General features: G+C 59.5%; 20 protein-coding genes. 12 read left to right on the top strand and 8 right to left on the bottom strand.

Features of this window, described 5'->3' with window-relative positions; genetic code table 11:
* Nucleotides 1-145: 145 nt before the first annotated feature.
* The 5 genes from norR to QOM10_RS24045 all read left to right on the top strand — a co-directional run bounded on the left by norR (nt 146) and on the right by QOM10_RS24045 (nt 4,714).
* The gene (gene norR, locus QOM10_RS24025; protein WP_316917066.1) at nt 146-1,705 is read left to right on the top strand and encodes a nitric oxide reductase transcriptional regulator NorR; all 1,560 of its coding nucleotides are present in this window, start codon (nt 146-148) and stop codon (nt 1,703-1,705) included.
* Nucleotides 1,706-2,017: 312 nt separating this feature from the next.
* Nucleotides 2,018-2,920 carry a chemotaxis protein CheV gene (locus tag QOM10_RS24030; RefSeq protein ID WP_007916955.1) on the top strand — a complete coding sequence of 301 codons (903 nt, stop codon included), beginning with the start codon at nt 2,018-2,020 and terminating at the stop codon, nt 2,918-2,920.
* 27 nt (nt 2,921-2,947) lie between these two features.
* The gene (locus tag QOM10_RS24035) at nt 2,948-3,406 is read left to right on the top strand and encodes a GNAT family N-acetyltransferase (RefSeq protein ID WP_316917067.1); all 459 of its coding nucleotides are present in this window, start codon (nt 2,948-2,950) and stop codon (nt 3,404-3,406) included.
* Between the two features lie 148 nt (nt 3,407-3,554).
* Complete coding sequence (locus tag QOM10_RS24040; RefSeq protein WP_127929694.1) at nt 3,555-3,881, top strand: hypothetical protein; 327 nt, start codon at nt 3,555-3,557, stop codon at nt 3,879-3,881.
* A gap of 83 nt (nt 3,882-3,964) precedes the next feature.
* Complete coding sequence (locus QOM10_RS24045; RefSeq protein ID WP_127929695.1) at nt 3,965-4,714, top strand: YkgJ family cysteine cluster protein; 750 nt, start codon at nt 3,965-3,967, stop codon at nt 4,712-4,714.
* A 104-nt stretch (nt 4,715-4,818) separates the two neighbouring features.
* Here QOM10_RS24045 and QOM10_RS24050 read toward each other — a convergent pair whose 3' ends face one another.
* The 5 genes from QOM10_RS24050 to QOM10_RS24070 all read right to left on the bottom strand — a co-directional run bounded on the left by QOM10_RS24050 (nt 4,819) and on the right by QOM10_RS24070 (nt 7,170).
* Complete coding sequence (locus tag QOM10_RS24050; protein ID WP_034156076.1) at nt 4,819-5,058, bottom strand: hypothetical protein; 240 nt, start codon at nt 5,056-5,058, stop codon at nt 4,819-4,821.
* A 112-nt stretch (nt 5,059-5,170) separates the two neighbouring features.
* Nucleotides 5,171-5,476 carry a type 1 fimbrial protein gene (locus tag QOM10_RS24055; protein ID WP_127929696.1) on the bottom strand — a complete coding sequence of 102 codons (306 nt, stop codon included), beginning with the start codon at nt 5,474-5,476 and terminating at the stop codon, nt 5,171-5,173.
* Between the two features lie 129 nt (nt 5,477-5,605).
* Complete coding sequence (locus QOM10_RS24060) at nt 5,606-6,025, bottom strand: hypothetical protein (protein ID WP_316917068.1); 420 nt, start codon at nt 6,023-6,025, stop codon at nt 5,606-5,608.
* Nucleotides 5,988-6,617, bottom strand: a complete 630-nt coding sequence (locus QOM10_RS24065; protein ID WP_150750468.1) for a nucleotidyltransferase domain-containing protein — start codon at nt 6,615-6,617, stop codon at nt 5,988-5,990. The genes QOM10_RS24060 and QOM10_RS24065 overlap by 38 nt, the downstream gene beginning before the upstream one ends.
* 193 nt (nt 6,618-6,810) lie before the next feature.
* Nucleotides 6,811-7,170 (bottom strand): DUF6124 family protein, encoded by a 360-nt coding sequence (locus tag QOM10_RS24070; protein ID WP_316917069.1) that lies wholly within the window; start codon nt 7,168-7,170, stop codon nt 6,811-6,813.
* Between the two features lie 1,165 nt (nt 7,171-8,335).
* Between QOM10_RS24070 and QOM10_RS24075 the strand changes: the two genes are divergently transcribed.
* The 7 genes from QOM10_RS24075 (at nt 8,336) to QOM10_RS24105 (ending at nt 18,495) form a co-directional block, all read left to right on the top strand.
* Nucleotides 8,336-9,496: an efflux RND transporter periplasmic adaptor subunit gene (locus QOM10_RS24075; RefSeq protein ID WP_316917070.1), complete on the top strand. Its 1,161-nt coding sequence runs from the start codon at nt 8,336-8,338 to the stop codon at nt 9,494-9,496.
* The gene (locus QOM10_RS24080) at nt 9,493-12,594 is read left to right on the top strand and encodes a multidrug efflux RND transporter permease subunit (RefSeq protein ID WP_316917071.1); all 3,102 of its coding nucleotides are present in this window, start codon (nt 9,493-9,495) and stop codon (nt 12,592-12,594) included. Before QOM10_RS24075 ends, QOM10_RS24080 begins: the two co-directional genes overlap by 4 nt.
* Nucleotides 12,595-12,603: 9 nt before the next feature.
* Complete coding sequence (locus QOM10_RS24085) at nt 12,604-13,281, top strand: heavy metal response regulator transcription factor (RefSeq protein WP_007916978.1); 678 nt, start codon at nt 12,604-12,606, stop codon at nt 13,279-13,281.
* Nucleotides 13,271-14,635, top strand: coding sequence for a heavy metal sensor histidine kinase (locus QOM10_RS24090; protein ID WP_316917072.1), 1,365 nt, complete (start codon nt 13,271-13,273; stop codon nt 14,633-14,635). The genes QOM10_RS24085 and QOM10_RS24090 overlap by 11 nt, the downstream gene beginning before the upstream one ends.
* 403 nt (nt 14,636-15,038) lie before the next feature.
* The gene (locus tag QOM10_RS24095; RefSeq protein WP_316917073.1) at nt 15,039-15,260 is read left to right on the top strand and encodes a hypothetical protein; all 222 of its coding nucleotides are present in this window, start codon (nt 15,039-15,041) and stop codon (nt 15,258-15,260) included.
* A 197-nt stretch (nt 15,261-15,457) separates the two neighbouring features.
* Entirely contained in the window at nt 15,458-16,774 is a 1,317-nt protein-coding gene (locus QOM10_RS24100) for an OprD family porin (RefSeq protein WP_316917074.1), read from the top strand.
* 212 nt (nt 16,775-16,986) lie between these two features.
* Nucleotides 16,987-18,495: a sensor domain-containing diguanylate cyclase gene (locus QOM10_RS24105; protein WP_316917075.1), complete on the top strand. Its 1,509-nt coding sequence runs from the start codon at nt 16,987-16,989 to the stop codon at nt 18,493-18,495.
* 178 nt (nt 18,496-18,673) lie between these two features.
* On the opposite strand, the gene lpxC is transcribed toward QOM10_RS24105, so the two are convergent.
* The 3 genes from lpxC to ftsA form a co-directional block, all read right to left on the bottom strand.
* Nucleotides 18,674-19,585: a UDP-3-O-acyl-N-acetylglucosamine deacetylase gene (gene lpxC / locus QOM10_RS24110; RefSeq protein ID WP_007916984.1), complete on the bottom strand. Its 912-nt coding sequence runs from the start codon at nt 19,583-19,585 to the stop codon at nt 18,674-18,676.
* Nucleotides 19,586-19,697: 112 nt separating this feature from the next.
* The gene (gene ftsZ / locus QOM10_RS24115) at nt 19,698-20,894 is read right to left on the bottom strand and encodes a cell division protein FtsZ (protein WP_007916986.1); all 1,197 of its coding nucleotides are present in this window, start codon (nt 20,892-20,894) and stop codon (nt 19,698-19,700) included.
* A 68-nt stretch (nt 20,895-20,962) separates the two neighbouring features.
* Nucleotides 20,963-22,222: a cell division protein FtsA gene (gene ftsA / locus QOM10_RS24120; RefSeq protein WP_007916987.1), complete on the bottom strand. Its 1,260-nt coding sequence runs from the start codon at nt 22,220-22,222 to the stop codon at nt 20,963-20,965.
* Nucleotides 22,223-22,226 lie beyond the last annotated feature (4 nt).

Here is a 22,226-nt window from a genome sequence, read left to right on the forward strand (position 1 = left end):
TCTTGAAAAGTTACCCTAGAATTATCAGGTTCCATGCCAACTTATTTATCCATAAAAATCAATAACTTAAGAATATCGTAGTCATAAAGACTCAAAGAGCTTTATAGTCATCCAGACTACATCTTGTCTCTTTGACTACAAGACCATGACCGCCAAATCCCTGCTCACCGCCCTGCTCCCTCTCGTCTCCGACCTGTCCCGCGAATTGCCCGAGGGCGAGCGTTATCGACGTTTGCTCGAAGCCATGCGCGCCCTGCTGCCCTGCGATGCGGCGGCGTTATTGCGCCTCGACGGCGAATCGCTGGTGCCGCTGGCGGTGGACGGTTTAAGCGCCGACACCCTCGGCCGGCGCTTCAAGGTCAGCGAACACCCGCGCTTCGAAATACTCCTCAGCGGCGCCGGACCCACGCGGTTCGCCGCCGACAGCGACTTGCCTGATCCTTATGACGGTTTGGTCGACGGCCTCGACGAGCATCTGGAAGTTCACGATTGCCTCGGCTGTCCTTTATTCGTCGATGAAAAGCTCTGGGGCTTGATCACCCTCGACGCCCTCGATCCCGAGCGTTTCGAGCCGATCGAACTCGATGCCTTGCAAGCTTTCGCCAGCCTCGCCTCGGCCACGGTCAACGCTGCCGAACGCATTCAACGCTTGGCCAATCGCGCAGAAGACGAACACCAGCGCGCCGAGGTTTATCGTCAGGCCAGCGGCCAGCAGAATCGCGAAATGATCGGCCAGAGCAAGGCGCTGAAGAAGTTAGTAGAAGAAATCAATCTGGTCGGCGGCAGTGATCTGACCGTGTTGATCACCGGCGAAACCGGGGTCGGCAAAGAGCTGGTCGCCCAGGCGATTCACGCCGCATCAGCGCGCGCCGACAAACCGATCATCAGCCTCAACTGCGCCGCGCTGCCCGACACACTGGTAGAAAGCGAACTGTTCGGCCACGTGCGCGGCGCCTTCACCGGCGCCACCAGTGACCGTCGCGGCAAATTCGAACTGGCCCATGGCGGCACACTGTTTCTCGATGAAGTCGGTGAGTTGTCGCTGACCGTGCAGGCGAAATTGCTGCGCGTCTTGCAGAGCGGTCAATTGCAACGTTTGGGCTCGGACAAGGAGCATCAGGTCGATGTGCGCCTGATTGCCGCGACCAACCGCGACCTGGCCGAAGAAGTGCGCAGCGGTCGCTATCGCGCCGACTTTTACCATCGCCTGAGTGTGTACCCGCTACGCGTACCGGCGCTGCGTGATCGTGGCCGCGATGTGTTGTTGCTCAGCGGTTTTTTCCTCGAACAGAACCGCTCGCGCATGGGCCTCAACAGCCTGCGCCTGAACAGCGACGCTCAGGAAGCGCTGCTCGCCTACACTTGGCCGGGTAACGTGCGCGAGCTTGAGCACTTGATCGGGCGCAGTGCGTTGAAAGCGCTGGGCAACTGCAAGGTGCGGCCGAAGATACTCAGTCTGAGCGCGGCGGATCTGGATTTGCCGCGCGAGGTTGTGGATAACTCGGTTGAAGCGGTTGCCGGTGTCGTGGCTGAGATGCCGTTGATCAGAGGGGATTTGCGCAGTGCGACCGAGCAGTATCAGCGGCGTTTGATCAGTGCGGCGCTGGAGCGCAATCAGGATAACTGGGCGCGTGCGGCGCGGGAGTTGGGGCTGGATCGGGCAAATCTTGGGCGCATGGCCAAACGGTTGGGGATGAAGAGCTAAAAGCACACCCTCACCCTAGCCCTCTCCCAGAGGGAGAGGGGACTGACCCGTGGATGCTTCAGAAATACACCGACTTGAAACTGCTTTACCGAATCCATAATCGACTCCTTCGTTCAGGTCGATGTAAAACGCCAGACACCTCGGTCGGCCCCCTCTCCCTCCGGGAGAGGGCTGGGGTGAGGGGCTTTGGCTTTTGATCGAAACACAACCCGACAACTAACCTAAAGCCCACCCCTTTAACGCCGATAACCCGGCATCAATAGTTTCTGGCGATTTCCACCCTCGCCCACCACCTTTCCACAGAAGGTTCATATGTCCTCCACCAAAGCCCGCGCAGATTCACTTTCGCTTCTGCTGTTTACCTTGCGCAGCGGCAAGCTGATGGCGATCAACCTGCTGAAAGTCAGTGAAATCATCCCCTGCCCGCCGCTGACCAAACTACCGGAGTCGCACCCGCACGTTAAAGGCATCGCCACCCTGCGCGGCGCCTCGCTGTCGGTCATCGACCTTAGCCGCGCGATCGGTGAGCGTCCGCTCGAAGATCCGAACGGCGGTTGCCTGATCGTTACCGACGTCAGCCGCTCGAAGCAGGGCCTGCACGTACAAGCGGTGAGCAAAATCGTCCACTGCCTGACCACCGACATCAAACCACCGCCATTCGGCTCCGGCGGTTCACGCGCTTACATCACCGGCGTGACGTCGGTGGACGGCACGCTGGTGCAGGTACTGGATATCGAAAAAGTTATCCACAGCATCGCCCCGGCGCAGATCGAAATGGCCCCGACCGATCTGAGCATGGAAGACGCTGATGTGCTCGGCAACGCACGCATTCTGGTGGTCGACGACAGCCAGGTGGCGCTGCAGCAATCGGTGCACACCCTGCGCAACCTCGGCCTGCAATGCCACACCGCACGCAGCGCCAAGGAAGCCATCGACTGCCTGCTCGACCTGCAAGGCACGGCGCAGCAGATCAACCTGATCGTTTCCGACATCGAGATGTCCGAGATGGACGGGTACGCCTTCACCCGCACCCTGCGTGAAACGCCGGACTTCGCCCATCTGTACGTGCTGCTGCACACCTCGCTCGACAGCGCGATGAACAGCGAAAAAGCGCGGCTGGCCGGGGCGAACGGCGTGCTGACCAAGTTCTCCTCGCCGGAACTGACCCACTGCCTGATCGAAGCGGCCAAACACGTCGCCGCCCACGGGCACTGAGTCTTGGCCGAGACGTATTGTTTTTTGATGCGGCGCGACCTCGGTAAGGACGCGCCGGATGCACCTTGGCCACAAGACATTGAACTGTGCACGTACTCCGTCGAACTGGCGGCGGACGTGCATCATTTGATGCAACTCGGTTTTCGCGAAGGCGGCGGCCGGGTGCCAGCGCTGGACGCCTGGCAGCAGCAGTTCGAAACCGATCCTGAATATGATCCGACGCTGTGTTTCATTGCCCGCGATGGCGAAGCTGTCGTCGGCGTGGCGCAATGCTGGACCAGCGCCTATATCAAGAATCTGGTGGTGCATCCGCGCATGCAGGGTCGCGGACTGGGTCGGGCGTTGCTGTTCAATGCATTCAAGGTGTTTCAGCAACGGCGCGAAGGGTTTGTTGATCTGAAGGTGCTGGAAGACAACCGGCGGGCGCAGCGCTTGTATGAAAGTGCCGGGATGTATGTGGTCCGCCGAGAGCTGGTGCCGGACTGATCGACCGTCTTCGCGAGCAGGCTCGCTCCCACCCTGGAATGCATTTCAAACTGTGGGAGCGAGCCTGCTCGCGAAAGGGCCGGCACAGGCAACTTCTAACACTCAGGCAGACTCCAACCTTGGCCACCCACGACCAAGGATGCCCCCCATGAAAGCCATCACCTTAAGCCTGCTCTGCCTCACCGCCCTCACCTCCCAGGCCCACGCCTCCAGCCCCGACGCCTGGGCCGCTTACGACAAAACCGTACTCGCCAGTTGCACCAAAGCCAGTGGCCTGAAAAACGCCAAACCCGTCGGCACCCCCGCACAATTCGATGACCGCGTCGGCTATACCGCCGTTCTGCTGCAAGGCCAATACCCGCAAAAACACATGAAAGGCCAGCAAGGCAGCGAACTGTGTCTGTACAACAAACAGTCGAAAACCGCCTTCGTCACCGAGTGGGACTCGATCCGTCCGAGCGCCAAATCCCAGTGAGTGGCGCATAACTTGCTTCGATCCGCGTCTGTGCGGTGGTTTTCCGCCACCGTTTCACACCCTGATTGAAGACAGATCGCTCAATGAATACGACGTTTTCCTGCGTAGGCTGCGGCAAATGCTGCACCGATCACCATGTCCCGCTGACCCTGGCCGAAGCCCGCATGTGGGCGGCGGATGGCGGTCAGGTGATCGTGCTGGTCGAGGCCTTTCTTGGTAATGGCCTGGGTTTGCCGGCGCAGCAGCGGGAACATGCCGAACGACGTTCGGTGGTCGTTCGCAGCGGCGCGACAGACGCCCATGTGGCGATCACCTTTGCCGCGTACAACGTCGGCCCCTGCCGGAATCTTGACGAAGACAAGCTGTGCCGGATCTACGAGCGGCGGCCGCTGGTATGTCGCATTTATCCGGCGGAAATCAACCCGCATATCCCGCTCAATCCTGCGGCCAAGGACTGCCCGCCGGAGTCCTGGGAACAGGGGCCGGTGTTGATTGCCGGCGGTGAGTTGGTGGATCAGGAACTGGTGGAATTGATTCAACGCTCGCGCCAGGCCGATCGGGATGACATCGGCATCAAGGACGCGATTTGCGCGATGCTCGGGATTCGCACCACGGCGCTGAAGGGTGACGGGTTTACTGCGTATTTGCCGAATATGAGCGCGTTTGCAGCAGTGATTGATCAGGTCACTGCGCAACCGCTGACGACGGCACCGAGTGAGTGGGTGTTTCATGTGTCCGGGGATGATGTGGCCGGGCAAGTGTTGGCGGCCGGGGCACAGGTGGTGACGGAGCCGGCGCAGACGTATGCGTTTATTTCACTGCGGGCGGCTTGATCCAGATTCTTTAGCGTCCGCCCGGGCCTCATCGCTGGCAAGCCAGCGAAAGGTCCGGCACAGGCAGTATCAATCGCCGCGTTGAGCGCAGGCGGGATTAAAACTCAGCGCTTGCCCATCGAACGACGGGTGCCCGGCGGCGCCATGCCCGGGGTCTTGGTGTGGCCGTTCTTGGCGCCGTTCTTGTACCACGGCTGGTTCGAGCCTTTGGCAGAGGCCAGCTCGCCCGGCTTGAACGGAAATTTGAATGCCGGGATTTCGGCTTTGGTATCGCTGGTTTCGGCCAGTTCAGCCGGGACATCGCTCACGGCGTCGTCAACCGGCGGCAGGGTCGGGGAAGTCATAAAAGCTCCGGAAAGCAAAAAGTCGGGCCCGATCAGTGAGCCGCGAAGGCGCGCAGTATACCTGTGCGCCTTGACTCGGCACCTGAAGATTTTGCAGCGCACGCCGAACGGTTTACAGGTAAGTGATGGTAACGATGCCTTTGTCGGTCGAGGTCTTCAGCGCTTCGTAGCGCATGGAAATCGGCAGCGACTGATGACTGCAAGCGTTGCGATCGGTGTCGACATCGACTTTCACGCCGGGCTTGATTTCGATCTGGCGAGACTCACGAGACGCCAACGCCCCGACCGGTCCGACCTGACAGCCCGAATCAACGATTTGCCCGGTAAAGCGGATCTCGCCGGATTGACTGGCCGGCGCTGCAAACGTAGTGAGTGGAAGCAAGAGGAGTACAGATGGCAGAGCGGTTTTCAGCTTCATTTCAAGACACTCCCGAAGTGGACGGCCCAGAGAGATTTGGGCCGCGCGCAGCCTGAGCCATACAAGCTGTATCCGCTCATAGAGGCGGATCTTTAAGAGATTAGTCAGGATCGCAAGCCGTACCGGATGTCAGTTCATTCGTTGCTGGACGTTACTCAACAATTGCGAGGCGCTTTCCAACAACTGCGCCAGAAGCGCGTCATCCTCATCCATATACCCTTCGTATTCCGCGAGATTGCGCCGCTCATGACACAACGCGAACAATCGCACCTGAACCTTGCTGATATGCGCCGTATGCACCAGACACTGAAAGACCAGATAGCGTTTATCCGATCGATAGCCACTCAATCGGAGCGCCGTCAGCGCCAACGCGTGCGCTGCGTTATAAGCCAAGTCGAAACGGCTGGAAAAAGACAACGTTGAAGTTTGCGCATCCTTGAGCCGATCCACGGCCGAGCGCATCAAGCCCTCACACTCCTTGCGATCCGGCGGCTCCGCTTTCAGCCCACTGCTACGTAGAAGATTCTCCAGACTCTCGTTGTTGCCCATCCTTGGACTCCAAAGGGTTTGCCCCTAACAGATCGATTTTTTCCTGCTGCACCACCCGCACGACAAAGCTGTTGTGCGCAGCCAGTTTCGCCGCCCAGTCTTGCGGGGTGTAAAGCGTCGGGTTGATGGGACGACCCAATTGCTCCTCCATGGGCATGAGCCGTTCCATGACGTCACTGTAGTGCAGGCCTTCGCCGATCAGCATGAGATCAATGTCACTGAGTGTGTTTGCTGTGTCCTTGGCGATGGAGCCATAGACAAACGCCCAGGTGATCTGCTCGGTAAATGGCTGCAATGCCTGACGCAGAGGCTCGGCGATACCAAACGTCTTGCGGGCGATACCCAGTAGTTCGGCATAGATGGGACAGGTGGGATTGGCCTGGTAATGGTTCTGATTGCCCACCCTTGTCATGCGCAACACACCGGCTCGCTGCAGACGGTCGAGTTCACGCATGAGACTGCCTTTGCCTACACACGCCCAGCGCGCGATCTCATTGGCATAGAAAGTCTGGTCAGGCTTACCGAACAGCAGACCCAACACTTTTTGTTGAGTGGTGGTAAACAGCGCTTCGCTTAGAGAGATAGTTTCCACTGTGAAGGCCAAAGAGTCCCAAAAAGGGAACGATAGGTCCCTTTTTGGGACTTATCAACCTTGAGAGTATTTCCAGAGATAGCGGCCACAGACCAATCGCCATCGCAAACAGGCTCACACCTACATTTGGATTGCGATCCGCTTGTAGGAGCGAGCCTGCTCGCGAAGCACAATGACGCGCTGTTCGGATGGATTACGTTTGTGGATCAACCCGATCCAGCGCCCGGTTTACCGCCAGCTCGGCGAGCATGACGATCTGCTGGATCGCCAGCGCCGTACTGCGCTGCGGGCGACTGAGCTGATCAGCCAGATCAGCGGCCATGACATTGGCTGAAGCCAGTGATTCGCAGGCGTGGGCCAGCAAGCTTTCGGTGTCGATGTCCGGGTGGATGAGGAACATCGTACTGGGCTGACGCGGTTTGACCGGTTCGGGACAGAGGTAGAAATCGAGGGCGCGCTTGATGGCTTCGCGGGTTTTGATCTGGTCGTCGGCGCGGATGGCGTCTTCGAGTGGGGTTGTTTCGATGGGTGGATCGGGTACGGGCTTAGTCATGGAATGTTCCTAATCAAAGCCAACACATGCCGTTTCTCACGCGGCGGAGTGGTGGCAGCTATGTGCGGAGTGAGAAACCGGTAGGAACAAGCCCGGCCGAACCGAAGTTCGCCCGCACACAGCCGCCATAAAAATTGCAGGGCAGCAAATAGCCGGCGGCAATTATGGTGGTACTGGTGTTGGATTAACAGTTCCTACGGGCTCTCACACCCGATCACCGAGTTTTCGGCGACAGCCAAAGACTAGAGAGCGCACGTCCGACGGACAACCTGAAAACATTGTGGGAAGGTTCTGGTTATTTGACACAAATTTAAACAGCCAAAAGCCAACCCTCACCCTAGCCCTCTCCCAGAGGGAGAGGGGACTGATCGGGGTGTTTGGCAGAGCTACGCCGACGTGCGATACCGTGTTGAACTCAGGTTTTGAAACAGATCAAAAGCCCCTCACCCTAGCCCTCTCCCGGAGGGAGAGGGGACTGATCGTGGTGTTTGGCAGAGCTACGCCGACGTGCGATACCGTGTTGATCTCAGGTTTTGAAACAGATCAAAAGCCCCTCACCCTAGCCCTCTCCCGGAGGGAGAGGGGACTGATCGTGGTGTTTGGGAGAGCTACGCCGACGTGCGATACCGCGTTGAACTCAGGTTTTGAAACGCCCGAAAATCGGCTCCCTCTCCCTCGGGAGAGGGCTGGGGTGAGGGGCGAATCCACCACAAATCCAAAGCCGACCGCGCCCCGCTCTTCACCACTCAACAGGATGAGCGTTAGCTCGGCTGCAGCTCTTGATCTGTAAGGCGACGTCGGAAGGCTGAGTGGAGGGATTGATCCGGGCGTGGGAGCGCAGCGACCGTTTGGCGCAGCCAAACACAGCGAGAGGAGGTGCAGCGAAGCAAACCGTAGGCGCTGCGCCCGGATCGATCACGGAGCGAAGGAACCCCGAGCCCCAGCGAGCGGGCCGCACGCAGGAGCAAGCCTTTTGGGTTACCTTTTCGGCGTTTGGAAAAGGTGACCCGCCGTAAGGGCGGAACCCTAAGCCGCCGTTACCGCAGCAACGGATATGCACCCAACGAAACTGACAGCGCTGACAGCTAGCCGTCACCCTACTGACCCGCAGACAGGTTTATAAAGACAACAACCCTGCCCAAACTCCGTCCGGCGCCCACCCCGCATGCGAATCCAAAAGAACAAAGCCCTGCTCGCCACCCTATTGATCGTCCTCGCAGGCGCAGGTCTGTGGTACGCCCTGAAACCCGCCCCGACCAAACTCGCCACGCCCACCGCCATCCCCGTGCGAGTCATAGCGGTCAGCGAAAAAGACGTCCCCCGCTACACCAGCGGCATCGGCTCCGTACTCTCATTACACAGCGTCGTAGTGCGCCCACAAATAGACGGCATCCTCACCAAAATCCTCGTCAAAGAAGGCCAACTCGTCAAAACAGGCGACCTGCTGGCCACCATCGACGACCGCTCCATCCGCGCCAGCCTCGACCAGGCCCGCGCCCAACTGGGCGAAAGCCAGGCGCAACTGCAAGTCGCCCTGGTCAACCTCAAACGCTACAAACTGCTCACCGTCGACGACGGCATCTCGAAACAGACCTACGACCAGCAACAAGCCTTGGTCAACCAACTCAAAGCCACCGCCCAAGGCAACCAGGCGTCGATTGACGCGGCGCAGGTACAGCTTTCCTACACGCAGATCCGCTCCCCGGTCACCGGCCGCGTCGGTATTCGCACAGTCGACGAAGGCAACTTCCTGCGCATGACCGACACCGCAGGCCTGTTCACCGTCACCCAGATCGACCCGATCGCCGTCGAATTCTCCCTGCCGCAGCAAATGCTGCCGACCCTGCAAGGCCTGATCAACGATCCGCAGCGCGCACCGGTCAAGGCCTACATCGGCGCCGACACCGATGGCGAAACCGGCAACCTGCTCGGCGAAGGGCATCTGACCCTGATCGACAACCAGGTCAACGCCAACACCGGCACCATCCGCGCCAAGGCCGAATTCGCCAACGCCAGCCAGAAGCTCTGGCCTGGCCTGCTGGTCACGGTAAAAATTCAGACAGCCCTCGACAAAGCTGCGCTGGTCGTCCCGCCCACCGTCGTACAACGCGGTCTCGACCAACACTTCGTTTACCGGGTGAATGGAGACAAAGTTGAAGCTGTACAAGTGCAGATGGTTTATCAAGGCAGCGGCCAGGACATCATCAAAGGCGTGAAGGCCGGTGACGTGCTGGTCACCGATGGCCAGTCGCGGCTTAAACCGGGCTCCACGGTGCAAGTCATGACCGAACCGGCGCAGGTGGTGCAAGCGGAGCCGAAACCATGAAGGCGCACAAAGGCGTCTCCACGTGGTGCATCGATCACCCGGTCGCGACGATTCTGCTGACCATCGCGCTGGTGCTGGTCGGCGCGATTGCCTTCCCGCGCCTGCCAATCGCCCCACTGCCGGAAGCGGAATTTCCGACGATTCAGGTTTCCGCGCAGTTGCCCGGCGCCAGCCCCGACACCATGGCCTCGTCCGTGGCCACGCCGCTGGAGGTGCAATTCAGCGCCATCCCCGGCATGACCCAGATGACCTCCAGCAGTGCCTTGGGCTCCAGCCTTTTGACCCTGCAGTTCACCCTCGATAAAAGCATCGACACCGCCGCGCAGGAAGTCCAGGCGGCGATCAACACCGCCGCCGGCAAACTGCCCAAGGACATGCCGACGCTGCCAACGTGGAAGAAGGTCAACCCGGCCGACAGCCCGGTGCTGATCCTCAGCGTCAGCTCGACGCAGATGCCCGGCACCGAACTCAGCGACCTGGTGGAAACCCTGCTCTCGCGTCAGATCAGCCAGATCGACGGCGTAGGCCAAATCAACATCACCGGTCAGCAACGTCCGGCGATTCGCGTACAAGCCTCGGCGGACAAACTCGCGGCGATCGGCCTGACCCTCGCCGACATCCGACTGGCGATCCAGCAGACCAGCCTCAACCTCGCCAAAGGTGCGCTGTACGGCGAATCGAGCATTTCCACACTGTCGACCAACGACCAGTTGTTCCATCCCGAGGACTACAGCCAGCTCATCGTTTCCTACAAGGATGGCGCCCCGGTTCACCTGCGCGATGTCGCCAAAGTCGTCAACGGTTCGGAAGATGCCTACGTGCAAGCGTGGGCCGGTGACCAACCCGGTGTGAACCTGGTGATCTCGCGCCAGCCCGGCGCCAACATTGTCGAAACCGTCGACCGCATTCAAGCCGCCCTGCCCGGTCTCGAAGCGATGCTGCCAGCCTCGGTGCAAGTGAAAACCTTGATCGACCGTACGCAGACCATTCGTGCCTCGCTGCATGAAGTCGAGATCACCCTGTTGATCGCGATCCTGCTGGTGGTCGCGGTGATGGCGCTGTTCTTGCGCCAATTGTCGGCAACCCTGATTGTTTCGGCCGTTCTCGGCGTGTCGCTGATCGCCAGTTTCGCCCTGATGTACCTCCTCGGTTTCAGCCTGAACAACCTGACGCTGGTGGCGATCGTCGTCGCGGTCGGCTTCGTCGTCGACGACGCGATTGTGGTGGTGGAAAACATCCACCGCCATCTGGAGGCCGGCGACGACATGCGCAAAGCGGCGATCAAGGGCGCCGGCGAGATTGGCTTTACCGTGGTCTCGATCAGTTTCTCGCTGGTGGCGGCATTCATTCCGCTGCTGTTCATGGGCGGTGTGGTCGGGCGACTGTTCAAGGAATTCGCCCTGACCGCGACCTCGACCATCATGATTTCCGTGGTGGTGTCGCTGACCCTCGCGCCGACGCTGGCGGCGCTGTTCATGCGCAAACCGGTGCACCACGCCCACGCAAAACCGGGCTTCAGCGAACGTTTGCTCGGCTGGTACGAGAAAGGTCTGCGTCGCGCCCTCGCCCATCAGAAATTGATGATTGGCGTGTTCGGTCTGTCGCTGGCGCTGGCCATCGGCGGTTACATCTTTATCCCGAAAGGTTTCTTCCCGGTGCAGGACACCGGTTTCGTCCTCGGCACTACCGAAGCGGCTGCGGATATTTCCTACGGCGACATGGTGAAAAAACACCTGGCGATGGCCGAAATCGTCGCCGCCGATCCGGCCGTGCAAGCGTTTTCCCATTCGGTGGGTGTCTCCGGCAGCAACCAGACCATCGCCAACGGCCGCTTCTGGATCGCCCTGAAAAAACGCGGCGACCGCGACGTCAGCGCCAGCCAGTTCATTGACCGCATCCGTCCGCAACTGATGAAAGTCCCCGGCATCGTTCTCTATCTGCGCGCAGGGCAAGACATCAACCTCAGCTCTGGCCCGAGCCGTGCGCAGTACCAATACGTGCTGAAGAGTAACGACGGCGCGACCCTCGCCACATGGACGCAACGCCTCACCGAAAAACTGCGCAGCAACTCGGCGTTCCGCGACATTTCCAACGACCTGCAACTGGGCGGCAGCATCACCCATATCAGCATCGACCGCAGCGCCGCCGCCCGTTTCGGCCTGACCGCCAGCGATGTTGACGAGGCGTTGTACGACGCCTTCGGCCAGCGGCAGATCAACGAATTCCAGACTCAGGTCAATCAGTACAACGTGATTCTGGAGCTGGACACCAAACAACGCGGCAAGGCCGAAAGCCTCAACTATTTCTACCTGCGTTCGCCACTGAGTGGCGAGATGGTGCCGCTCTCGGCGCTGGCCAAATTCGACGCGCCGACCATTGGCCCGTTGTCGATTGCCCACGACGGGATGTTCCCGGCGGCCAACCTGTCGTTCAACCTGGCGCCCGGCGTGGCGTTGGGTGATGCGGTGATTCTGCTCAATCAGGCCAAGGCCGAGATCGGCATGCCGACAGCGATCAGCGGCAATTTCCAGGGTGCAGCGCAGGCGTTCCAGAGTTCGCTGGCCAGCCAGCCGTGGCTGATTCTCGCGGCGCTGGTGGCGGTGTACATCATTCTTGGCGTGCTTTATGAAAGCTTCGTGCACCCGCTGACGATCATTTCGACGTTGCCGGCGGCGGGTTTGGGTGCGGTGATCATGCTGTGGATCTGCGGTCAGGACTTTTCGATCATGGCGTTGATCGGCCTGGTGTTGCTGATCGGTATCGTCAAGAAGAACGGCATCCTGATGATCGACTTCGCGCTCGAAGCGCAGCGCCACCGAGGCCTGTCGCCGCAGGATGCGATTTTCGAAGCATGCATCACGCGGTTCCGGCCGATCATCATGACCACCCTCGCCGCCCTGCTTGGCGCGCTGCCGCTGATGCTCGGTTACGGCACCGGCGCCGAACTGCGCCAACCGCTGGGCATCGCGGTGGTGGGCGGTTTGCTGGTCAGCCAGATGCTGACGTTGTTTACCACTCCAGTCATATACTTGTGGCTTGAGCGGCTGTTCCACCGGCCCAAACCGATGCCCTCGCCGGCATTGGCGACCACAGACTGAGGCAGGGTCATGCGCGTTCTGATTATCGAAGACGAGGAAAAAACCGCGGACTATCTGCACCGCGGTCTGACGGAACAGGGTTACACCGTGGATCTGGCTCGCGACGGCGTCGAAGGCCTGCATCTGGCGCTGGAAAGCGACTACGCGGTGATCGTCCTCGACGTCATGCTGCCGGGCCTCGATGGCTTCGGCGTGCTGCGCGCATTGCGTGCGCGCAAGCAAACCCCAGTGATCATGCTCACCGCCCGCGAGCGCGTCGAAGACCGCATCAAAGGCCTGCGCGACGGTGCCGACGATTACCTCGGCAAACCGTTTTCCTTCCTTGAACTGGTCGCGCGCCTGCAAGCGCTGACCCGTCGCAGCGGCGGCCATGAACCGGTGCAAGTGAGCATTGCCGACCTGTGGATAGATCTGATCAGCCGCAAGGCCACTCGCGCCGGCACACGCTTGGATCTGACCGCTAAAGAGTTCTCGCTGTTGAGCGTGTTGGCCCGCCGGCAAGGTGAAATCCTTTCGAAAACCGCGATTGCCGAGATGGTCTGGGACATCAATTTCGACAGCGATGCCAACGTCGTCGAAGTCGCGATCAAACGCCTGCGCGCCAAGCTCGACGGGCCGTTCGACGAGAAGCTGCTGCACACCATTCGCGGTATGGGTTATGTGCTGGAGAGCCGTGGTGTCCAGTAATTCCATTGCCCTGCGCCTGAGCGGCATGTTCACCTTGGTGGCGCTGCTGGTGTTTCTGTTGATCGGCGGCGCGCTGTATCAGCAGGTCGACAAAGGCCTGGGATTACTGCCGGAAGCCGAGCTGGATGCGCGTTACAGCGTGCTCGAATCGGCGCTCAATCGCTTCGGTACGCCCGAGCACTGGGTGAAGATAAACGCCAAGTTGAAGCTGCTCGGCGAAGAGGACAAACGTATTCGGTTCTGGGTGGTGAGTGGTGATCCGGGTTACGAATATGGTCAGCCGGACGCCGCGATTCGCGCCTTCGCCCAAGGCCCGTTGGGCATGCATGACCTGCAGTTGGCTGACCATCCTTATCCGCTGAAAGTGTTGCTGACCGAGCTGCCGGCCAAGGATCAGCGCCCGCCGCTGCGCTTCATGATCGGCATTGATACCGAGACGTTTCATGAGACTCAGCACAATTTGCTGATCGCGCTGATCGGGCTGGCGATTGTCGGTGTACTGATGGCTTCTGCACTGGGTTATTGGGTTGCCCGAATTGGTTTGAAGCCGTTGATCAAACTGTCCCACGAGGCTCAGCGATTGGCGCCACCACTACGCGCCGGGCGCTTGCGTTTGTCACCGCTGCCACCGGAGCTGGAGCAGTTTGTCGACTCATTCAACTCGACGCTGGAACGGGTCGAGCAGGCCTACTCGCGGCTGGAATCGTTCAACGCCGATGTCGCCCACGAGTTGCGCTCGCCGCTGACCAATCTGATCGGGCAGACGCAGGTGGCGCTGACTCGCGGGCGCTCAGCCGAACACTATTTCGAGGTGCTGCAATCCAATCTTGAAGAGCTGGAACGGCTGCGTTCAATCATCAATGACATGTTGTTTCTGGCCAGTGCCGATCAGGGCAACAAGGCGACCAAACTCACGTCCACTTCGCTGGCGGATGAGGTGGCGACGACGCTGGAATATCTGGATTTCATTCTTGAAGATGCGCAGGTTCAGGTACGGGTCAGCGGGGATGCACTGGTGCAGATCGAGGTCGCGCATCTGCGTCGGGCGTTGATCAATCTGTTGAGCAACGCGGTGCAGCACACCGGGCCGGGTCAGGTGATTGAGGTTCGGATTCAGGTTGAAGAGCATCAGGTGAGTATTGGAGTGGCGAACCCCGGCTCGCCGATTGCCAGTGAGCATTTGCCACGGTTGTTCGAGCGCTTTTATCGGGTGGATGCGTCGCGTAGCAACAGTGGCAATAACCATGGGTTGGGGCTGGCGATCGTCAAGGCGATTGCGTTGATGCATGGCGGGGATGTGTTTGTGCGCAGTGATCGGGGGATGAATACATTCGGGATTTATTTGCCGGTCTGAAAAGCCCCTCACCCTAACCCTCTCCCGGGGGGAGAGGGGACTGATTGGGGGATGCTGCAAATGTGCACCGACCTGATCTTGACTCACCGAATCCATAATCGACTCGATCTTTCAGGTCGATGTACAACGCCAGACACCTCGGTCAGCTCCCTCTCCCTCCGGGAGAGGGTTGGGGTGAGGGGCTTTTGACTGACATTGAAATATCGAGTCGAACTCAGGCTTTGAAAAGCCCCCAATCTGCTCCCTTTCCCCCTTGCCCCATTGGGGGAGAGGGCTGGGGTGAGGGGGTGATTTTTGCTCTTGCTGTAACAGTCATTTATGAAAATCACGCTGTTTCCCAACGCCCGGCAACCTTATCTTTGCCCGCACCAAACAGCACTCGCCAAGCGAGAAGGTTTTCAAGATGTCCAACAGTATGGGTATTGCCAGCGCGTTCGTTTTGTCCTCATTGATCCTGTCGCCGATGGCGATGGCTGAAGAATCGCAGTCGTTCGTGGCGCACAATGTCGCTCGCGCTCAGGCATTCGATCAGCATCAGGCCGAAGTGATGGCCAAGGCGCAAGACGCCTCGCAAGCCCCGCAGGCTGCAACTTCCCAGGCTCAATCACTGGAAAAAGACAGCTGAGCCGCCTCCCGCAAAACCGTTTCCCTCGACGCGGTTGTTTGGCTCTTCCCGTTCAACCGTCGTCATTCCAGGCCGCTGCCTTTCAGCGGCCTTTTTTCGTTGTGGTCTGAAAGTCGTTTGGTTCGTCTGTAACAACAAGAAACATCGAGCGCCTCAAAATATAGAGGCGCCAGTTGACCCAAGGAGCTCCATTGCACGTGCGTTACCCAGTCCGCTTCACCCCGCTGTTCATTGCAATTGCCGCAACGATTGCCCCTGCCGCTCACGCTGACGAGACTGCCAAACAAGGCTTTGTCGAAGGTTCGAGCCTCAACCTCAACGCCCGCAACTACTACATGAATCGCAACCGCTTGCAGAAAGCGGACGACAACATCGAGTGGGGCCAGGGGTTTCTCGGGATTTTCAAGTCGGGTTACACCGAAGGCACGGTCGGTTTCGGCATTGATGCCCACGCCATGCTCGGGTTGAAGCTGGATGGCGGTGGCGGCACGGACGGTTCGAGCATCCTGCCGGTCAGGGAGAGCGGCGGCAAAGCGCCGGGGGCTTTTTCCACAGCAGGTGGCACGCTGAAAATGCGCGCGTTCGATACCGAATTGAAGGCCGGTGATCTGTTCCTCACCAACCCGGTAATTGCCGGCGGTGAAACGCGCATGCTGCCGCAGACCTTTCGGGGTGTGAGCCTGACCAACCACAGCTTCGATGGCTGGTTGATTGAAGGCGGCCAGGCCAGTTTCACCAAGCCTTACAACCAGAGTGGCCACACGCGCATCGGCACTTCCTACGGGACATTGGCCGATGGCGACGAGAGCCAGCACCTGAACTGGGCCGGTGTGGCCTGGAGCGGCGTCGAAGGTCTGACCAGCAGCCTCTACGCCTCCGAGCTGAAGGACATCTGGAACCAGTACTACTACGACCTCGACTACACGTGGCAGTTGAACGATCTGGTCAGCCTCAACCCGGGCCTGCATTTCTATCACACGCAAGACACCGGCGATGCGCTGCTGGGCAATATCGACAACAACACCTACAGCGTGCATTTCACCGTTGACGTCGGTAATCACAGCGTTACTGCCGCGTATCAGCGGGTCAACGGCAACACGCCGTTCGACTACATCAGCCAGGGCGACAGCGTTTACCTCGACAACTCCCAGCAGTATTCCGACTTCAACGGCCCGAACGAGCGCTCGTGGAAGCTCAAATACGCCTACGACTTCGCCGGTGTCGGCGTACCGGGGCTGACCTCGTCCGTGTCCTACTCGCGCGGTACGGTGGACCTGACCAAGGTAGATCCGAACAGCAAAGGCTATTCCAACTGGTACAGCGCCGACGGCCGCAACGCCAAGCACTGGGAGCGTGATCTCGATTTGCAGTACGTTGTGCAGAGCGGTCAGGCCAAAGATCTGGCGGTGCACCTGCAATGGGCGACCAACCGTGGCGGCAATGGCTACGGCGTGATTGATTCGGATACAGATGAATACCGCGTCATCATCGACTACCCGATCAACGTCTTCTAAGATCGGCGCCATAACACCGTCTTGAATTCAGTGATGCCCGCCCTGTGGGAGCGAGCCTGCTCGCGAAAGCGGTCTACCATTCGACATCCAGGTTGAATGACACAGCGCTTTCGCGAGCAGGCTCGCTCCCACATTGGGAATGGTTTCTGGTTTTGGCAGCAGTGTCTGTGCAACTACTCTTATAAGACTTCCCCCCAACCGACAGCCCAATCATGATCGCGAGCCGTACCCCACCCGTTGCGGGCAAGACCGGACGCCCCGAGCTGCTGCTGATCTGCGGCAGTTCGCTGACCGTGATCGCGATTCTGTGCATCGTCACGTTCCTGCTGATCCGCGAGCACGCCAACGCTCAGGAATCGGCGACCCGCAGCGCCACCACCATCGCGCAACTGATCGACGCCGATGTGCTGCGCACGGTCGAGCTGTATGACTTGACGTTGCAAGGCCTGATCGCCGCCGCCCAGCGGGATGACCTGCAGGATGTCTCGCCGCAGATCCGTCATCTGGCGCTGTTCGACCGCTCCACCACGGCGCGCTTCAAGGGCGACATTCTGTTGCTCGACAAACACGGCGATGTGGTCGCCGACTCTTCGCGGGTCGAGCCGAAACCGGGCAACTTTGCCGACCGCGATTATTTCCTCGCCCACGCGTTCAATCGCGATGTCGGCATGTTTATCAGCCGCCCGTTCAAGACCCGTTGCGACTGCGATGAAGCCAATCAGTGGCGCATCAGCTTCAGCCGACGGATTTCCTCGGACACCGGTGAGTTCGCCGGTGTGGCCGTGGCGTCGATGAAACTCGACTACTTCGATCAGTTGTTCAACAGCCTCGACATCGGTAAAGACAGCACGTTGAACATCATCGACAACGACGGCGTCCTGCTGGCGCAAAAGCCCTATTTGCAAAGCGACTCCATCGGCAAAAGCTTCGGCAACCGGCCCAACGTCATACGGATACTGCGCGACAGGAGTGGCAATGGCAGTTTCAACAGCGTTTCGAGCATCGACCATCAACAACGTCTCTATACCTATTCGCGGGTTGGCAATCTGCCGTTGATCGTGATGGTCGCGCTGTCCAGCGACGAGGTGTTCGGCACGTGGCGTCGTACCGCCCTGTTGATCAGCGGCGCCACGGGGGTGTTGTGCGTGGGGTTGCTGTGGCTGACCTGGCTGCTGGCCCGCGAGTTGCGCTTGCGTCAACGGGCCGAGCGGGAGCTGGCGCAACTGGCCGCCACCGATGCACTGACGGGGGTGGCCAACCGGCGAATGCTCGATCAAGCACTGCGTCACGAATGGTTCCGCGCCCAGCGCTCGGGCAAAGCGATGTCGGTGATGATGATCGATGCCGATCACTTCAAGGCCTTCAATGACCGGCATGGACATCAGGCTGGAGATCAGGCGCTGAAGACGCTGGCCCGTGTCATCACTGAAAATGTGCGGCGACCGGCGGATCTGGTTGCGCGTTATGGCGGAGAGGAGTTTTCGGTGATTCTCGCCGAGACTGACGGTCATGGCGCGCAGCAGATTGCCGAGCATATTCGCCAATCGGTGGAGCAGTTGCCGTTGGTAGACGGGGCCGAGCGGCCGATGACGGTGAGCATTGGCATCGCCACATGGACGGCGGCGAGTGAGATGACGCTGGAGCAGTTGCTGTTTGCGGCGGACAAGGCGTTGTATCAGGCCAAGGAAGGTGGGCGTAATCGGGTGGTGGCGGCTGCCTGAATGTTCTGGGGCGATCGCACCGACGCCTTCGCGAGCAGGCTCGCTCCCACATTTGAAATGCATTCCCCTGTGGGAGCGAGCCTGCTCGCGAAGAGGCCGGATCAGCCACTAGACAAATTGCAGGCATAAAAAAAGGCCATCCGGGGATGGCCTTCAAAAAACTAGAGAGGTTTTTTACTTACACTGCCGCAACCGGGCGCATGTAAGAGATTGGTGCGGTGCTGGCGTCTTCGAACGTCACCACTTCCCAGGCATCTGTCTGCTCAATCAACTTGCGCAGCAGCTGGTTGTTCAGAGCGTGGCCGGACTTGAAGCCCTTGAACTCACCAATCAGGCTGTTACCCAGCAGATACAGGTCGCCAATGGCATCGAGGATCTTGTGCTTCACGAATTCGTCTTCATAGCGAAGGCCGTCTTCGTTCAACACGCCATCGGCATCGACCACGATTGCGTTTTCAACGCTGCCGCCGAGTGCGAGGTTGTGCTTGCGCAGGTACTCGATATCACTCATGAAACCAAAGGTACGGGCGCGGCTGACTTCTTTTACGAACGAAGTGCTGGAAAAATCCACGCTTGCACTTTGGGTGCGGTCCCGGAATACCGGGTGATCGAAATCGATCTCGAAGCTCACCTTGAACCCTTCGAAAGGGACGAAAGTGGCGCGCTTGTCGCCGTCTTCCACTGTCACTTCACGCAGGATGCGGATGAATTTCTTGGCGGCGTCCTGTTCTTCCAGGCCTGCCGATTGAATCAGGAATACGAAGGGTCCAGCGCTGCCATCCATGATCGGGACTTCGGACGCGGAGAGCTCGACGTAGGCGTTATCGATGCCCAGGCCAGCCATGGCCGAGAGCAAGTGCTCTACCGTGTCCACTTTCACGTCGCCGTTAATCAGCGTCGTCGACATAGTGGTTTCACCGACGTTTTCCGCGCGGGCAGGAATCTGCACCACAGGGTCGAGGTCAGCGCGACAAAACACAATGCCAGTGTCGACAGGCGCAGGCTTGAGGGTCAGATAGACCTTCTCACCGGAGTGCAGGCCTACACCTGTGGCACGGATAATATTTTTCAGTGTGCGTTGTTTAATCATGGCTTGGGCCGCTTCAGCGCAAATTGCGAACTGGTATCAACAAAGGCTGGCGATGATAGCAGACCATGCCTTTGCTGAACACCAATCACCTTCATAGCCCTGATACATTCCATCAATCGGCCTGACGACGCAGGAAAGCCGGGATGTCCAGGTAGTCCAGATCATCTTGCGGATTCATCTTCGCGGCAGCCGCAGCACCGGCCTGAGCCTGGTTGCGCATGACGGTCGGACGGTCCAGATCACGGTAGTTGACCGCTGGCGCTTCCTGACGGGCCGCAGCCGGTTGTTGCACCTGGGCGGAAGCCATGGAGGTGTGAACGGTGTTGTCGATGACCTTTACAGGCTTCTCGATTTTCGCGCCCAGACCGGTGGCAACCACAGTCACGTGCAGCTCGTCGCGCATGTCCGGATCGATAACGGTACCGACCTTGACCATCGCGTGCTCGGAAGCGAAGGCTTCGATGATGCTACCCACGTCGGAGTACTCACCCAGAGACAGGTCAGGACCGGCGGTGATGTTCACCAGGATGCCGCGTGCGCCTTGCAGGTTCACGTCTTCCAGCAACGGGTTGCGGATCGCCGCTTCAGTGGCTTCACGTGCACGGTTCGGACCGCTGGCGCAGCCAGTGCCCATCATCGCCATGCCCATTTCGCTCATCACGGTGCGCACGTCAGCGAAGTCGACGTTGATCATGCCCGGACGCTTGATGATGTCGGAGATACCGCGAACGGCACCGGCCAGTACATCGTCTGCCTTGGCGAAAGCCGACAAGAGGCTTGCGTCTTTACCGAGGATGGTCAGCAGCTTCTCGTTAGGAATGGTGATCAACGAGTCGACGCTTTCCGAAAGCATGCGGATGCCTTCATCGGCGATCTGCATACGCTTGCGGCCTTCGAACGGGAACGGACGCGTTACCACGGCAACGGTCAGAATGCCCATTTCCTTGGCCACTTCGGCGATGATCGGCGCAGCACCGGTACCGGTACCGCCGCCCATGCCAGTGGTGATGAACACCATGTTGGTGCCCTGCAGGACTTCGGCAATGCGCTCACGGTCTTCGAGAGCGGCCTGACGACCTACTTCAGGGTTGGCGCCGGCGCCCAGACCTTTGGTCACGCCGGTGCCCAGTTGCAGAATGGTGCGCGCGCCGATGTTTTTCAGCGCTTGAGCATCAGTGTTGGCGCAGATGAACTCAACGCCTTCGATGTTGCTCTTGACCATGTGATTGACAGCGTTGCCGCCGCCACCGCCAACACCGATAACTTTGATTACCGGGCTTGCGGGGATGTTGTCTACGAGTTCGAACATTTTCCCTCTCCTTACATTCTCTAGTTTTTTCGCCTACTGCTTTTTTGTTGCGGTGTTGCGGTAAAGCTTTAGAAGTTGCCTTGAACCCACTTCTTCAATCGGTCCAGCAACGGCGCCTGTGGCTCTTCGTTGCTGTAGCTGTCGCGGCTGCCGATGCCGGAGAACGAAACCCCGTCGGACTGCTTTTGCAGGCCGTACATCAACAAGCCAACGCCAGTGGAATAAATCGGGTTGCGCACCACGTCATCCAGACCTTTCACGCCATGCGGCACGCCGAGGCGGACCGGCATGTGGAAGATTTCTTCGGCCAGTTCAGTGGCGCCTTCCATCTTCGACGTACCGCCGGTGAGGACGATGCCGGCCGGGATCAGGTCTTCGTAGCCGCTGCGACGCAGCTCGGCCTGGATCAGGGTGAACAGTTCGTCGTAACGCGGCTCGACCACTTCGGCCAGGGCCTGACGCGACAGTTCGCGCGGTGGACGGTCGCCGACGCTTGGCACCTTGATGGTTTCACCGGCACCGGCCAGCTTGGCCAGGGCGCAGGCGTAGCGGATTTTGATTTCTTCGGCGTACTGGGTCGGGGTGCGCAACGCCATGGCGATGTCGTTAGTCACCTGATCACCGGCAATCGGGATCACTGCGGTGTGACGGATCGCGCCTTCAGTGAAGATCGCGATGTCGGTAGTACCGCCGCCGATGTCGACCAGGCACACGCCGAGTTCTTTCTCGTCGTCGGTCAGTACCGAGTAGGCCGAGGCCAGTTGTTCGAGAATGATGTCGTCGATTTCCAGACCGCAGCGACGCACGCATTTTTCAATGTTCTGTGCGGCGTTGACGGCGCAGGTGACCACGTGAACCTTGGCTTCCAGACGCACGCCGGACATGCCCAGAGGCTCGCGCACGCCTTCCTGGTTATCGATCACGTAATCCTGCGGCAGGGTGTGCAGCACGCGCTGGTCAGCCGGGATCGCCACGGCCTGGGCGGCATCGAGCACGCGCTCAAGGTCGGCCGAGCTGACTTCACGATCACGGATCGCGACGATGCCGTGGGAGTTCAGGCTGCGGATGTGATTGCCCGCCACGCCGACGAACGCCGAGTGAATGCGGCAGCCCGCCATCAGTTGGGCTTCTTCGATCGCGCGCTGGATCGATTGCACGGTGGACTCGATGTTGACCACCACGCCCTTCTTCAGGCCACGGGACGGATGGGTACCGATCCCGACGATTTCCAGCGAGCCGTCGTCGGAAACCTCGCCGACCAGCGCCACCACCTTGGAGGTGCCGATATCGAGACCGACGATCATTTTGCCGCTTTGCACGTTTGCCATGGGT

The organism is Pseudomonas sp. P108 (genome assembly GCF_032613195.1).
Classification (GTDB): domain Bacteria; phylum Pseudomonadota; class Gammaproteobacteria; order Pseudomonadales; family Pseudomonadaceae; genus Aquipseudomonas.